Annotated in this window: 13 protein-coding genes; 7 read left to right on the forward strand and 6 right to left on the reverse strand. The window is 68.2% G+C overall.

Features of this window, described 5'->3' with window-relative positions; translation table 11 throughout:
• Positions 1-57 precede the first annotated feature (57 nt).
• Together RZA67_RS15225 and RZA67_RS15230 are read right to left on the reverse strand one after the other, a co-directional pair.
• A complete protein-coding gene (locus RZA67_RS15225) occupies positions 58-2,631 on the reverse strand; it encodes a glycoside hydrolase family 3 N-terminal domain-containing protein (RefSeq protein ID WP_317213568.1) in 2,574 nt (857 codons plus the stop codon).
• Positions 2,632-2,834: 203 nt separating this feature from the next.
• Positions 2,835-3,584: a ferredoxin--NADP reductase gene (locus tag RZA67_RS15230; protein WP_317213569.1), complete on the reverse strand. Its 750-nt coding sequence runs from the start codon at positions 3,582-3,584 to the stop codon at positions 2,835-2,837.
• 102 nt (positions 3,585-3,686) lie between these two features.
• Between RZA67_RS15230 and RZA67_RS15235 the strand changes: the two genes are divergently transcribed.
• The 4 genes from RZA67_RS15235 to RZA67_RS15250 all read left to right on the forward strand — a co-directional run bounded on the left by RZA67_RS15235 (position 3,687) and on the right by RZA67_RS15250 (position 7,813).
• The gene (locus RZA67_RS15235) at positions 3,687-4,637 is read left to right on the forward strand and encodes an ABC transporter ATP-binding protein (protein WP_317213570.1); all 951 of its coding nucleotides are present in this window, start codon (positions 3,687-3,689) and stop codon (positions 4,635-4,637) included.
• On the forward strand, positions 4,634-5,428 hold the full coding sequence (locus RZA67_RS15240; RefSeq protein WP_317213571.1) for an ABC transporter permease: 795 nt from the start codon (positions 4,634-4,636) through the stop codon (positions 5,426-5,428). Before RZA67_RS15235 ends, RZA67_RS15240 begins: the two co-directional genes overlap by 4 nt.
• Before the next feature lie 559 nt (positions 5,429-5,987).
• Positions 5,988-6,923 carry a 2-dehydropantoate 2-reductase gene (panE, locus tag RZA67_RS15245; RefSeq protein ID WP_317213572.1) on the forward strand — a complete coding sequence of 312 codons (936 nt, stop codon included), beginning with the start codon at positions 5,988-5,990 and terminating at the stop codon, positions 6,921-6,923.
• 5 nt (positions 6,924-6,928) lie between these two features.
• Complete coding sequence (locus tag RZA67_RS15250) at positions 6,929-7,813, forward strand: NAD-dependent epimerase/dehydratase family protein (RefSeq protein WP_317213573.1); 885 nt, start codon at positions 6,929-6,931, stop codon at positions 7,811-7,813.
• 30 nt (positions 7,814-7,843) lie between these two features.
• Here RZA67_RS15250 and RZA67_RS15255 read toward each other — a convergent pair whose 3' ends face one another.
• Positions 7,844-8,659 carry a TatD family hydrolase gene (locus RZA67_RS15255; protein WP_317213574.1) on the reverse strand — a complete coding sequence of 272 codons (816 nt, stop codon included), beginning with the start codon at positions 8,657-8,659 and terminating at the stop codon, positions 7,844-7,846.
• 98 nt (positions 8,660-8,757) lie between these two features.
• On the opposite strand from RZA67_RS15255, the gene hrpB reads away from it, so the two are divergent.
• Positions 8,758-11,262 (forward strand): ATP-dependent helicase HrpB, encoded by a 2,505-nt coding sequence (hrpB, locus tag RZA67_RS15260; RefSeq protein ID WP_317213575.1) that lies wholly within the window; start codon positions 8,758-8,760, stop codon positions 11,260-11,262.
• A gap of 122 nt (positions 11,263-11,384) precedes the next feature.
• A complete protein-coding gene (locus RZA67_RS15265) occupies positions 11,385-11,786 on the forward strand; it encodes a hypothetical protein (protein WP_317213576.1) in 402 nt (133 codons plus the stop codon).
• 145 nt (positions 11,787-11,931) lie between these two features.
• On the opposite strand, the gene RZA67_RS15270 is transcribed toward RZA67_RS15265, so the two are convergent.
• The 3 genes from RZA67_RS15270 to RZA67_RS15280 are packed head-to-tail and all read right to left on the reverse strand — an operon-like array spanning position 11,932 to position 13,689.
• Entirely contained in the window at positions 11,932-12,471 is a 540-nt protein-coding gene (locus tag RZA67_RS15270) for a pseudouridine synthase (RefSeq protein ID WP_317214034.1), read from the reverse strand.
• A gap of 49 nt (positions 12,472-12,520) precedes the next feature.
• Positions 12,521-12,817: a hypothetical protein gene (locus RZA67_RS15275; protein WP_317213577.1), complete on the reverse strand. Its 297-nt coding sequence runs from the start codon at positions 12,815-12,817 to the stop codon at positions 12,521-12,523.
• Complete coding sequence (locus RZA67_RS15280) at positions 12,814-13,689, reverse strand: methyltransferase (protein ID WP_317214035.1); 876 nt, start codon at positions 13,687-13,689, stop codon at positions 12,814-12,816. The genes RZA67_RS15275 and RZA67_RS15280 overlap by 4 nt, the downstream gene beginning before the upstream one ends.
• Before the next feature lie 165 nt (positions 13,690-13,854).
• On the opposite strand from RZA67_RS15280, the gene RZA67_RS15285 reads away from it, so the two are divergent.
• Entirely contained in the window at positions 13,855-14,811 is a 957-nt protein-coding gene (locus RZA67_RS15285) for an aldo/keto reductase (protein WP_317213578.1), read from the forward strand.
• Positions 14,812-14,833: the final 22 nt, after the last annotated feature.

Here is a 14,833-nt window from a genome sequence, read left to right on the forward strand (position 1 = left end):
CGATGGTCAGGCGCGGATCGTTTCGACTGTCGCCGCGCCTGACCCTCCAGGTACGCCTCAGGGCGCGGCGCGGCACTCCACCCTGGCATCGGCCGAGGTACCCAGCGCCGCCTTGGCCAACGAAAGCGTGACACCCTGGCTGCCACGCAGCGCGAACGGCGTGGTCAGCGCACCGGTGTTCACGCCGGCAGCGGCCAGGCACTTGAGCGGAATGCCGAGCTGCTGCCACTGGCCCTTGGGCAGCGTGGCCAGCGCCTTGTCGATGGCGAAGCCGCCCTCGCATGCCTTGCCACAGGCCGCGATGAAGTGCACCGGGGCATTGACCGGCAATGCGTCCACGCGCACGTCAGCCACCAGCATCACATCGCCGTTGGTCTCGCGTGTCCAGTCCAGCGGCTGGTTGGACAGCAGCGCCATGCTCGCCGGGGCGGCAAACGCGAACTGGCGCGCGCCTTCCTGCACGTCGGTGTTGATCGCGGTCATCTTCACCGCACCGTCGGTGGTGGCGGCGTTGGGGTGCACGATGTCGGTCGGGTTCCCCGCCGCATCGGTCAGCCGCAGGATCATGCCGGTGCTGGCCACGCCGCGCTCGAACAAGGTGCTGCCGCGGGCGGCGTTGAGGTCCACGCCGGCATCTTCGGACAGGGCCGGCAGGTCGCGCGTATCGGCGTAGGTCAGCCCGTAACCGAAGGCGAACTGCGGGTCGTAGCCGTCCTGGCCGACATTGTTGCGGAACTGGTCGGCACGGCGCGGCCAGGAGAAGCTGAGCGTGCCGCGGAAATCATGCTGTACCTTGCCGGCGGCATCGCGCAGCAGCACATCGGCCACACCGGCCCCTTCGGAGCCGGGCAGCCAGGCGGCGACGAACGCGTCGGCGGCGTTGATCTCGCGGTTCATCCATAACGGACGGCCACTGAGAAACACCGCCACCACCGGAATGCCGGCGCCCTTCAGCGTGCGGATCAGCTCCAGGTCACCGGACCGGCCGCCCTGGAACAGCAGGTCGGGCTGGTCGCCCTGGAACTCGGCATACGGGTCTTCGCCGAACACCACGATGGCCACGTCCGGCTTGCGCTTGTAGGTGCCATCGACGGCCAGCTCTGCACTGCCGCCAGCGGCCTTGATCTGCGCCTGCAGGCCTTCCCAGATCGTATCGGCGTTGGGGAAGTCGGCGCGGGTGGTGCCATCGCCCTGCCAGCTCAGCGTCCAGCCGCCGGTCTGCTTGGTCATGTTGTCGGCGCCGTCACCGGCCACCAGGATGCGCTGCTTCGGTGACAGCGGCAGCACGCCGCCATTGTTCTTCAGCAGCACCAGCGACTCGCGCACCGCCGTGCGCGCCACGGCACGGTGCTCAGGCGCGCCCAGCAGTTCAAACCTGCCACCCAGCGCGCGCTCGGAGGGCCGCGGTTTCTCGAACAGGCCCATGCGCAGCTTGGCGCGCAGGATGCGCCGCACCGCATCGTCCAGGCGTGCCATCGGCAGGGTGCCGTCGTTGACGTGGCGCAGCGTGCTTTCGTACAGGCCCTTCCAGCTGTCCGGCGCCATCGCCATGTCCAGCCCGGCGATGAAGGTCTGCGCGCAATCGGTGTTGCTGCACCCCTTCACCTGGCCATGGCCGTTCCAGTCGCCGACCACGAAGCCGCCGAAGTTCATGCGGTCTTTCAGCACGTCGGTCAGCAGCGGCTTGTGCCCGTGCAGCTTCTCACCATGGAAGCTGTTGAACGAAGCCATCACCGACTGCGCACCGGCAGCAATGGCCGGGTAGTAGCCCGCACCGTGGATGTCGCGCAGTTCGGCCTCGCTGACACTGGTGTCGCCCTGGTCCTTGCCGTTGTCGGTACCGCCATCGCCAAGAAAATGCTTGACCGTGGTCATCACCCGCGTGTCGTCCAGAAAGTCCTTGTCGCCGACCTTGCCCTGCAAGCCTTCGACGAACACGCCGGCATAGCTGGCCACCAGCTTCGGGTCTTCCGAATAACCTTCGTAGGTGCGGCCCCAGCGGTCGTCCTGGGGTACCGCCACGGTCGGCGCGAAGGTCCACTCCATGCCGGTGGTGCGGGTCTCGGCCGCAGTGATGCGCGCAATCTCGCGCAGCAGTTCGGGATTGCGGGTGGCACCCAGGCCGATGTTGTGCGGGAACAGCGTGGCGCCGATCACGTTGCTCTGGCCGTGCATGGCGTCGATGCCCCAGATGATCGGGATGGCCTTGCCACCGCCTCGGGTATCCATCGAGGCTTCCCAGAAGGCATCGGCCAGCGCCAGCCATTCGGCCGGCGCTGCGTTGTAGCGGCCACCCGGATCCGAACCACCGCCCGCGAGGATCGACCCCAGCCGGTACTTGCGCACGTCGTCCGGGGTGATGCTGGCGATGTCGCCCTGCACGATCTGGCCGACCTTCTCCTCCACCGTCATCGATGCGAGGAGGCTTTCCAGCCGCTGCTCCAGCGCGGCGTCGGTGGCCAGCGGCCAGGACGGCTGCGGCCAGCTGGCCGGATGGATGGCGCCCGCCGCATCGGCGGTGCCCACTGGCGACGCCGCCAGCGCGGGTGCGCTCAGTACCGCCAGCACGGCGGTGAACAGCAGCGGACGCAGGCGCAGGCGCGCGCGCTCGGAACGGTTTGCACGGTACATGATCACCTCGAAACAGGTTGCGGATGCCGGCCCCCGACCGGAAGCCCCCGTTGTACGGGCCGCCTGACAACGCTGTCAATTCGAGCCGGTGCAAGCCGCGCCGGAATCCCCGCAACGCCTTGTGTATCGTGCGCGGTGCGCGCTTGCCATGCTGCAGCGCCGCACGGCTGAAGGCAAGAGCGCGTGCACGCTCCTGCCCCGTCTCAGGTGCTGGAGACGTACTTCTCGCGGCGCAGCTGCGGGTTGCCCAGCCCCATGCCCTTCAGGGCCTCGACACAGGCGTCGACCATGTCCGGGTTGCCGCACAGGTAGGCGATGTCGGTGGCCGGATCCGGGCTGAACTCGGCCAGGAACTGCTGCACGTACCCATGGCGCACGTCCGGGTGCGGCTCGGCCGGCAGCTCGCGCGACAGGCAGGGCACGTAGCGGAAGTTCGGGTGCTGCTGGGCAAACGCCTCGAAATCGGCGCTGTACAGCAGCTCGCTCGGGCTGCGCGCACCCTGCAGCAGCACCACTTCGGCGCCACGCTCCGCCATGGCGGTGGCCAGCAGCGGCAGCATCGAACGGTAGGGCGTGACGCCGGTACCGGTGGCGATCAGCAGGTAGCGGCCATTACGGTCACCTGGGTTCAGGCAGAAGCGGCCGTATGGCCCACTGGCCTGCAGCTGGCCGCCGATGTCCAGGCCTTCAAACAGGGCCGTGGCCGCGCCGCCGGGAACGAAGCTGACCGCGATGTCCACCGCCTCGCCCGGGCCCAGGGCGTGGTCATGAATGGTCGCCAGCGAATAGCTGCGCTTGGTGACGGTGCCGTCGGCGTAGCTGAAATGGATCTGGATGAACTGGCCGGGCTGGAAATCCAGCGGCTGGCCGTCGTCACGCAGGAACTGGTAGTGGCCAACGGTCGGCGCCAGCATGTGGCGGCCAACCAGCCTGAGGGGGAATTGAACTGGCACGACAGTGGGAACAGTGTGTAGCCGGGGCGGACCCTCGGGGGCACCTATAATACCCCCCCTGCCCCACTCCAGCGCCCGCCCGGCGGCGCGAAGGCTTCGAGCTTGGATTCCCAGAACACCCCCACGGCGCCCGCCCTGCGCGTGCGCGACCTGCGCAAAACCTACGACAACGGCACCCAGGCCCTGAAGGGCGTGTCGCTGGAAGTCGCCCCGGGCGATTTCTTCGCCCTGCTCGGCCCCAACGGGGCCGGCAAGTCGACCCTGATCGGCATCATCAGCTCGCTGGTCAACCTCAGCGAGGGCCAGGTCGAGGTCTTCGGCAGCGACCTGGTGCGCCAGCGCAGTGCCACCATGCGCCTGATCGGTCTGGTGCCGCAGGAAATCAACTTCAACCTGTTCGAGAAACCCTTCGACATCCTGGTCAACTATGCCGGCTTCTACGGTGTACCGCGCGAGGAAGCCGAGCAGATGGCCGAGCAGGAGCTCAAGCGCGCCCATCTGTGGGAGAAGGCGCAGGTGATGAGCCGCACCCTGTCCGGCGGCATGAAGCGCCGGCTGATGATTGCCCGCGCGATGATGACCCGCCCGCGTCTGCTGATCCTTGACGAGCCCACCGCTGGCGTGGACATCGAGATCCGCCGCGACATGTGGCGGGTGCTGAAGGAGATCAACGCCGCCGGCACCACCATCATCCTCACCACCCATTACCTGGAAGAAGCCGAGCACCTGTGCCGGCATCTGGCGATCATCAACCACGGCCGGATCGTCGAGCAGGGGCCGATGCGCAGCCTGCTGGCCAAGCTGGACGTGGAAGGCTTCCTGCTGGACATCGACGGTGAGCTGCCGGCGCAGCTGCCGGTGATCGAGGGCACCACCATCACCGCCGCCGACGCGCACACGCTGGACATCGACATGCCGCGCGCGATGGACCTCAACCGGGTCTTCGCCGAGCTCAACGCGGCCGGTATCCGTGTGCGTTCGATGCGCACCAAGAGCAACCGCCTGGAGGAACTGTTCGTGCGCCTCACCGGCAACCTGGAGACGCCCGCATGAGCAGCACCCCGACCCTGACCGACGGCCAGCGCAACCGCATCGCGCTGATGACCATCGTGCGCCGCGAAGTGGCGCGCATCATGCGCATCTGGGGCCAGACGCTGGTGCCTCCGGCGATCACGATGACGCTGTACTTCCTGATCTTCGGCGGGTTGATCGGCTCGCGCGTCGGCGAGATGGGGGGCTACAGCTACATGCAGTTCATCGTGCCGGGCCTGGTGATGATGAGCGTGATCCAGAACAGCTACGGCAACATCAGCTCGTCGTTCTTCGGCGCCAAGTTCGGCCGGCACGTGGAGGAGCTGCTGGTCAGCCCGATGCCCAACTGGGTGATCCTGTGGGGCTATGTGGCTGGTGCGGTGCTGCGCGGCCTGATGGTCGGGGTGATCGTGCTGATCATCGCGATGTTCTTCACGCCGGTGCGTATTCCGCACCCGCTGGTGACGCTGGCGACGGTGCTGCTGGGGGCGACGATCTTCTCGCTGGCCGGTTTCATCAATGCGGTGTACGCCAAGAAGTTCGATGATGTGGCCATCGTGCCGACCTTCATCCTGACCCCGCTGACCTACCTGGGCGGTGTGTTCTATTCGGTGAAGCTGCTGCCGGGCTGGGCCGAGACGGCCACCCATGCCAACCCGATCTTCTACATGGTCAATGCGTTCCGCTACGGTCTGCTGGGCACCAGTGATGTGCCGCTGCCGGTGGCGTTCGGGCTGATGATCGCGTTTGTGGTGGGGCTGACGGCGTTGGCGCTGTGGTTGCTGCGCCGGGGCGTGGGCATGCGCAGCTGAGGGGTGGTTGGCCGGGGCCTGCGGCCCCGGCGCCCCGCTCTACGGCAACAGCAACAGCGTGGAGCGGCGGCTCTGCGCTGTTTTTGTGTGGGCGGGGCGGGGTGAGGCGGCGGGGGACGGCAACAACTGCGTCCTGCGTGCCTTGTCTCGCGCCATCCCTGGCGCTCCACACCCCCGCCACCTCACCCCGCCCCACCTCCGACACACTCCGATGGACGGACAGCAGAACCGCTGTTGGTAGGGGACGACCGTTGGTCGTCACGCTTTTGACTTTTGACTTTTGGCTTTTGACTTTTGGCTTTTGGCTTTTTGCTTTTGGCTTTTTGCTGTTGGCTTTTGGCTTTGGTTTTGCTTTTGGTTTTCGGTTTGGTTTTTGGTTTTTTTTTGGTAGGTGACGACCGTTGGTCGTCACGCTGTTGCTGCTGTCGGCTTGGCGGGCTTTCTGCTCTGGTCGTGGTGGGTGTTGCCGTCTGTTCGCGGCTTCGCTGCGTTCGATCGGGGGAGCGGGCGCGTGGCTTCTCCTGCACAATCGAGGCCTGTCCCAAGTGGTGAGTCGGCAATGCGTATCCTGATCCTTGGCGCCGGTGGTACCGGTGGTTACTTCGGCGGCCGCTTGGCCGAGGCGGGGGTGGACGTCACGTTCCTGGTGCGGCCGCGACGTGCGGCCCAGCTTGAGCGTGAGGGTCTGGTGCTGCGCAGCCCGCTCGGCCATGCCTGCTTCCCGGTGCAGCACGTCACCGCCGAGGCGTTGCCGGCACTGGCGGCCAGCGCGCCGTTCGATCTGGTTATCCTCAGCTGCAAGGCCTATGACCTGGACAGCGCGATCGAGGCCATCGCCCCTGCGGTCGGTGCGCAGACCACGGTGCTGCCGATCCTCAACGGCCTGCGCCATTACGCGGCGCTGGATGCGCGGTTTGGCCATGACGCGGTACTTGGTGGCCTGTGCTTCATCAGCGCCACCAAGGCCGACGATGGCGCGGTGATGCATCTGGGCAAGCCGGCCCGGCTGACCTTCGGTGAGCGTGACGGCGCGGCATCCAGCGCGCGGGTGCAGGCCTTCGCTGCGGCCTGTGCACAGGCCGGCATCGATCATCTGGCCAGCGACCGGATCGGCCAGGAACAGTGGGCCAAGTACAGCTTCCTCACCGCGCTGGCCGCGGGCACCTGTCTGCTGCGCGCCGATGTCGGTACGGTGGTGGCCACCGACGACGGCGACGCGATCATGCGCGGCCTGTATGCCGAATGCACGGCCGTGGCCGCCGCTGCCGGCCAACCGATCCCGGACAAGGCGCAGCAGACCGCCCTGGCCACACTGACCGAAGCCGGATCGACGTTGAAGGCCTCGATGCTGCGTGACCTTGAGGCGGGCCAGCAGGTGGAAGGGGCGCATATTGTCGGCGACATGCTCGACCGCGCACGTCACGCCGGCCAGCAGGCTCCCCTGCTGACGGTGGCCTGGAGCGGCCTGCAGGCGTATCAGGCCCTGCGCCGGTGAGCGTGATGGGCCATGTGCCCACGTCGTTGCCGCGCCGGGTGGTGATCCTCGGCATGGGCTGGAGCGGTCGCGTGATCGCCCGCCATCTGCGGTCAAACGGGTTGCAGGTCTGCGGCACGGTGCGCGACCCGGCACGCGCCGAGGCCGATGGGCTGCAGCGTCACCGTCTGGGCGCGGACCACGCGCCCGACCCCGCCCTGCGCGCTGCCCTGCATGCCGCGGAGGCGGTGCTGTGCAGCGTGCCACCCGATGCCGAAGGTGATCCTGCGCTGCGCTGGGTGGCCGACGTGCTGCGTACCGCGCCGGCCCTGCGCTGGGTCGGGTATCTGTCCTCGACCTCGGTGTATGCCGACCGGGGTGGCGGCTGGGTGGACGAGCACAGCGTGGCCGATGCGCAGGACAGCACGGGGCGCCAGCGGCTGCTGGCCGAGGCGCAGTGGCAGGCGCTGGCTGCTTCGCGCGGCATCGCGTCAGTCGCCCTGCGCCTGCCGGGACTGTACGGGCCGGGACGCAATGCCCTGCGACAGCTGGCCGACGGCCGTGCCCGGCATGTGCTGCGGCCGGGGCTGGTGTTCAACCGGCTGCATGTGGACGACCTCGCCAGCGTGGTGCTGGCCGCGCTGTCCCACCGCGCGGGTCACGCAGTGCTGCTGCCGAGTGATGACGAGCCTGCCCCATCGCACGAGGTGCTGGCCTTTGCGGCACAACTGGGCGGGCACGCACTGCCGCCGCCCGTGGCCTGGGATGACCCGTCGCTCAGCGCAACGCTGCGCCGCTTCTATGCCAGCCACAAGCGCATCGACAGCCGCGGTACGCGTGCCCGGCTGGGCTGGACACCGCGCTTCCCGACCTACCGCGAAGGCCTGCGCGACGCCTTGACCCGGCCTTGATGCAGGTGCTGCCCGCGCCGTGACGGGCGGTCAGCGAAGGGCTGGCAGACGGAAGAAGGCGCGGCTGGCAGCCGTCGCATTGGCCGCGGTGATGGCGGCATCCTCGCCGCGATCACGTGCCAGCTCCTCGACGATGTGCGCCAGGAACATCGGTTCGTTGCGGCGGTCCTTGGGCATCGGCTTGAGCGAGCGCGGCAGCAGATACGGCGCGTCGGTCTCGATCATCAGGCGGTTGGCGGGAATATGCCTGACCAGTTCGCGCAGGTGTGCACCCCGGCGTTCGTCGCACAGCCAGCCGGTGATGCCGATGTACCAGTCCTGGTCCAGGTAATCGAACAGTTCCTGGCGCTCGCCGGTGAAGCAGTGGACCACGGCCGGACCCAGGCGCCCCTCGAAATTCTTCATCTGTGCCATGAAATCGGCATGCGCATCACGCTGATGCAGGAACAGTGGCTTGCGCGCGCCGTCGGCAGCGACGACGTCCGCGGCCAGCTGCAGTTGCCGCTCGAAGGCCCGATGCTGGGCCGGGCGCGGGCAGAAGTCCCGGAAGTAGTCCAGGCCGCACTCGCCCACCGCCACCACTTCAGGGTGGGCGTGCAGCGCGCGCATTTCCGCATCGCATTCGTCGGTGTACTCCACGGCGTGATGCGGGTGCACGCCTGCGGTGGCGAACAGCATGCCGGGATGCTGCCGGGCCAGCTGCAGGGCCAGGGGAGAATGCTCGCGGCTGGCACCGGTGATGACCATCTGGGCGACACCGGCCTCACGGGCGCGCGCCAGCACGGCATCGCGGTCGCGGTCGAAGGAGTCGTGGGTCAGGTTGGCGCCGATATCGATCAGTTGCATGGTCTTCGCGGTTCAGAGGTGCCTGCGCATTGTACCTGCGGCTCTGTCGCGACCCGGCGGTGGCCGGGAACCGGCCCGCTCTCCCTTATCCTTGCAGCATGACTGCCGCAACGTTTCCCATCTCCACCCTGCTGCCCGAGCTGAAGGCGCAGCTGCAGCACCACACCCGGCTGGTGCTGGAAGCCCCGCCGGGCGCCGGCAAGACCACCCAGGTCCCGCTGGCCCTGCTCGATGCAGCGTGGCTGGGTGCGCGGAAGATCATCCTGCTCGAACCGCGCCGCGTGGCGGCGCGCAGCGCGGCGCAGTTCATGGCGCGGCAGCTGGGCGAAGAAACCGGCGACACCGTCGGCTACCGCATCCGCTTCGAGAACAAGGTGTCTGCACGTACCCGCATCGAGGTGGTCACCGAGGGCATCCTCACCCGCATGCTGCAGGATGACCCGATGCTGGAAGGCGTCGGGGCGATCCTGTTCGATGAGTTCCACGAGCGCCACCTCAGTGGCGATCTCGGGCTGGCCCTGGCGCTGGATGTGCAGTCCCAGCTGCGCGATGACCTGCGCCTGCTGGTGATGTCGGCCACGCTCGATGGTGAGCGCCTGGCCGGTTTTCTGGATGCGCCGCGCCTGAGCAGTGAAGGTCGCAGCTTCCCGGTGGCCATCAGCCACTTCCCGGCCCGCCGCGACGAGGCGCTCGAGCTGCAGGTGCGGCGCGCGGTGCAGCAGGCGCTGGCCGAGCATCCCGGCGATGTGCTGGTGTTCCTTCCGGGCCAGCGCGAGATCCAGCGCGTGCTGGCCGGGCTGCAGGATGCGCTGCACAGCGCGGTGGAGGTGCTGGCCCTGCACGGCGAGTTGCCGGTGGAGCAGCAGGCACGCGTGCTGCAGGTCGCCGCTGATGGCCGCCGCCGGGTGGTGCTGGCCACCAACGTGGCCGAATCGTCGGTGACCCTGCCGGGGGTGCGTGTGGTCATCGACAGTGGGCTGGCGCGCGAGCCGCGCTACGACCCCAACAGTGGTTTTACCCGACTGGACCTGGTGCCCATCGCGCAGGCCTCGGCGGACCAGCGCGCGGGCCGTGCCGGCCGTGTGGCCGAGGGCGTGGCATGGCGGCTGTGGCCGCAGTCGCAGCGGTTGGAACCGCAGCGTCGCGCCGAGATCGACCAGGTCGAACTGGCCGGGCTGGCGCTGGAACTGGCCGCCTGGGGCAGCGACGCACTGCGCCTTGTCGACCCACCGCCAGCAGGCCCGATGGCGGCGGCGCGTGAGCTGCTGCAGCGGCTGGGGGCCTTGTCCTCCACCGGCGCGATCACCGCACTCGGGCGGCGGGTGCTGGGCCTGGGCACGCATCCGCGGCTGGCGGTGATGCTGCTTTCGGCCACGGCCGGGGTGCAGCAGGCGTTGGCGGCCGATCTCGCCGCCCTGCTGGAAGCACGCGACCCACTGCGCCAAGGGGGTGATGCGCTCGCTGCGCGGTGGCGGGCGCTGGCGGCGCTGCGCACCGGACGGGTGCCCGCCGATGCCAACCGCAGTGGCCTGGCGGCCATTGATGCGGCGGCACGACAGTGGCGCCGTCGCCTGCGCTGCGAGGCCGCGCCCCCGACCAGCATCGAAGCTCATGCGCTGGGCGACCTGCTTGCGCATGCCTTCCCGGACCGCATCGCGTTCCAGCATCGCAGCGATCCGCTGCGTTACCTGCTGGCCAATGGCCGCAGTGCGCGCCTGCACGAGCTCAGCGACCTGCGTGGCGAGCCCTGGCTCGTCGCCAGCGAACTGCGCTTTGAAGCCCGCGATGGGTTGCTGCTGCGCGCGGCGCCGGTGGACGAAGGCTACCTGCGCCGGGCGTTTGCCGACGGGTTTGTCACCGAGGACGTGGTGCGCTGGGATGCCGAACGGCGGGCGCTGGTCGCGCTGCGCGAATCCCGCTTCGAGCGCATTGTGCTCGACAGCCGCTCGGCAGGCCGGGTTGACCCGGCGCAGGCAGCGCAGGCACTGACCGATGCGGTGGCTGAGCTGGGCCTGCAGGCGCTGCCGTGGACCGACGGACTGCGCCAGTGGCAGGCGCGGGTTGAATCACTGCGCCATTGGATGCCCGAACTTGCGCTGCCCGACTGCAGCGACGCCGCGCTGCTGGCGCAGCGCCAGCAATGGCTGCAGCCGGCCTTCGCCGGCCGTACCCGGCTCGATGCACTGGACGAGGCCAGCTTCGGCCAAGCGTTGAAGTCCCTGCTGCAGTGGCCGCAGCAGCAGGCGGTGGAGCGCCATGCCCCCACCCGCATCACGATGCCTTCCGGGCTCGAGCGCCCGGTCAGCTACGCGCTGGACAGCGAAGGCGGTGAGCCCGTCGCGCCGGTGCTGGCGGTGAAACTGCAGGAACTGTTCGGACTGGCCGATACGCCGCGTGTCGCCGATGGCCGCATCGCGTTGACCCTGCACCTGCTCTCACCCGGCGGTCGTCCCCTGCAGGTCACCCAGGACCTGCGCAGCTTCTGGGCCAGCACCTATGCCGAGGTGAAAAAGGAAATGAAGGGCCGTTACCCACGGCACCCGTGGCCTGACGACCCATGGACCGCCACCGCGACCCACCGTGCCAAGCCACGTGGGACGTAAGCGCTGCCCCGCCCCTGGCTGAACGGTGGACGCTGCGTCAGCAACGCAGTGGCCTGGGCTGACATACCGTTTACACGCATCACGCGACACTGGAATTCGACCCGAGGCAAAGGACCCCACAGATGAGCAGACTGACCGTGATTACCGATCGTGCACTGGAACGTGCACTGGACCTGGCCCACAGCGCCGGCGATGGCATCAAGCATGCTGGCGGCAGCCTGAGCGGCGGCCTTCGCCACCTCGGCCCGACGGCCAGTGACTGGCTGAAGACCGGTGCCGCGCTGGGTGCAGTGAAGACCGGCGGCAAGGTGGCGGGTCGTTTCGCCAAGCGCAATCCTGCGGTCACCGTGGCTGCGGCCGCCGTCGGCGTCGGCCTGCTGGGCTATGCGCTGTACCGCAAGCAGCAGCAGAAGAAGGCCGCCAAGGGCCAGGTGGTGAACGGCCAGGCGCAGCGCATAAACGCGCGTGATCGCCGCAACGACACCGTCGTGGACGAGCACAGCGACATCGGCAGCGACGCCTGAGCAGGTGCGCAGTGACGGACATCGCCCGTCATCGCGCATTGCGGTTCTGCGCACGTACCGCCGGGCTCTGCCCGGCTGTTCTGCGGCCGGACCGCGATTGAAAGCCGCGCTTCGCGCTCGCCGGGCAGAGCCCGGCGCTACGGGCTCAGCCAAGGGTGCGCCATTGGCCCGGTTGCAGGTCCCCCAGCGCATGCGGACCCATCGATACCCGTACCAGCCGTAGCGTAGGTAGGCCTACTGCTGCGGTCATCCGACGCACCTGTCGGTTCCTGCCTTCGCGCAGGGTAATGGCCAGCCAGGCATCGGGCACGGTTTTGCGGAAGCGCACCGGCGGGTCCCGCGGCCATAGTGCAGGTGCCGCAGCCAGCCGATCGACCCCGGCCGGCAGGGTCGGCCCGTCCTTGAGCATCACACCGCGCCGCAGTTGCTGCAGCGCCTCTTCGTCCGGCTCGCCCTCGACCTGCACCCAATACGTTTTGTCGGCCTTGTGACGCGGGTCGGTCAGCCGATGCGCCAGGCCGCCGTCATCGGTGAGCAGCAGCAGGCCCTCGCTGTCGTGGTCGAGCCGGCCCGCCGCGTACACGTGCGGCGGCAGGTCGTAGCCGGCCAGCGTCGGTCGCGGCGGCACGCTGCGATCGGTGAACTGGCAAAGCACATTGAAGGGTTTGTTGAAGGCGATGAGCATCGGAACCACGACAGCCGGGGACGGGCCATTGTCCCATCCCCGGCATCGCTCAGCCGAACAGGCCGAAGCGCAGTGCGAACGACAGCGCGAACGCCACGAACCCTACCCACAACGCCGTGCGCGATATCCGCAGACAACGCGCCTGCCGGGCAGCAGTCTCACCTCGTTCGTCCAGCAGGGTGCCGACGAACATCAACGCCAGCCCCAGCCCTGCCACGAGGTCGTACACCTGCTGCCCATGGAGCCAATAGTCGTACACCCGTATCAGCGCGAGCAGCGGCAACAGGATCAGCAGCACGCGACGCATCAGCGACGTATTTTTCCCGGGGTAGTACGGAGCGCTCATGCGGCCGGCTTGATGAAGCGCAGGGTCATGCGGTCGCTTTCGCCGATCGCTTCATAGCGGGCCGCATCAGCGGCGTCATGGTTGTTGGACGGCGGCAGGGTCCAGACGCCGTTGGGATGGTCCTTGGTATCGCGCGGGTTGGCGTTGATTTCGCTGCGGCCGTCGAGACGGAAGCCGGCGGCCTCGGCCATCGCGATCACCTGCTGCTGACCGACATAGCCGGTGCCATCGTCAGCCGGCACGTCAGCCTTGGCCCGGTGCTCGACCACGCCGAGCACGCCGCCCGGCTTGAGCACGTCGAAGAAGCCGCGGAACATGCCCTCGGCCTGCCCGGATTTGCGCCAGTTGTGCACGTTGCGGAAGGTCAGCACCACGTCGGCCGATGCAGCAGGCCCGAACACCGGGCTGGCCGGATCGTAGGCCACCAGCGTGGCTTTGTCGTACTGCGCCGGCGCGGCGGCGAACCTCTGCTGCAGGCCCTCGCGACTGCGCTGCTGGTAGTCGCGTCCGCGCCCTTCGGCGACTGTGGCCGGATCGACCACCGCTGCGATGTAGCGGCCATCGGCACGCAGCAGCGGCGCCAGGATCTCGCTGTACCAGCCCGCACCCGGGGTGATCTCAATGACCGTCTTCTGCGGTGCAACCTGGAAGAAGGACAGCGTCTGCGCCGGGTGGCGTGCGCCATCGCGCTTGACGTTATCGGCACTGCGGGTTTTGGCGTTCACCGCTGCGGCAACCGGTGCGGTTACCTGGATGCCGACGTCGGGAATGTCAGCGGCCGAGGCCGTCGTGGACAACAGTGGCGTGGCCAGCAGGGCAGCGGCCAACAGCAGGGTACGGCGACAGGCAGGCAGACTCGGCTTCATCAGCAGGACTCACGCGTTGGGATGCGGCGAGACTAGCAGCGATCCGGTGCCAGGTGTTCACAAAACGTTATGGGTTGCGGTGTCGGCGGAACACTGTTTTGTGTGTACTGCCGCAGCACCGTCATTCCCCGCATCTTATGCTGACAGTCTGTTCTGCAACGAGAGACCACCATGACGGCAACCCGCGAACTCGGCCGCTCCGGCCTGCATGTGCGCCCCATCGCCTTCGGTGGCAATGTCTTCGGCTGGAGCGCCGATGAGAAGACCAGCTTTGCACTGCTTGATGCCTTCGTCGATGCCGGCTTCAACCTGATTGATACCGCCGATGTCTATTCGGCCTGGGTGCCGGGCAACCATGGCGGCGAGTCGGAGACTCTGCTGGGCCGTTGGTTCGCGCGCAGTGGCAAGCGCGAGCAGGTGGTGCTGGCAACCAAGGTCGCCAAGTGGGCCGAGCAGCCGGGACTGACCCCGGAGAACATCAGTGCTGCGCTGGAAGGTTCGCTCGCGCGTCTGCAGACCGACTACATCGATCTCTACCAGGCCCATGAAGACGATCCCTCCACGCCGCTGGAAGCCACGCTGGGCGCCTTTGCACGGCTGATCGAGCAGGGCAAGGTGCGCGCCATCGGCGCGTCCAACTATTCCGCCGAACGCCTGGAATGCGCATTGAAGGTGTCGGCGGACTATCACCTGCCGCGCTACGAGACGCTGCAGCCGGAGTACAACCTGTACGACCGCGCCGGCTACGAAGACGCGCTGGAACCGCTGGTGCAGCGCGAAGGCATCGGCGTCATCAGCTATTACGCACTGGCCAGCGGCTTCCTCAGCGGCAAGTACCGCAGCCGCGACGACGCCGGCAAGAGTTCGGCGCGCGGCAACGCGGTGGTGGAGAAGTACCTCAACCCGCGCGGACTGCGCATTCTCGATGCGCTGGACGATGTTGCCAGCAAGCATGCGGCCACCGCATCGCAGGTGGCACTGGCGTGGCTGCTGGCCCGGCCCTCGGTGACCGCACCGATCGTCAGCGCCAGCCGCGTGGAGCAGCTGCACGACGTGCTCGCTGCTGCGCGTCTGGCGCTCTCCACACAGGACATCGCCGAACTCGACGCGGCCAGCGCCGAAGGCTGATGCGCGACACGGTGGCGGGCAT

The sequence above is a fragment of the Stenotrophomonas sp. C3(2023) genome (assembly GCF_032911385.1).
Taxonomy (GTDB): Bacteria; Pseudomonadota; Gammaproteobacteria; order Xanthomonadales; family Xanthomonadaceae; genus Stenotrophomonas.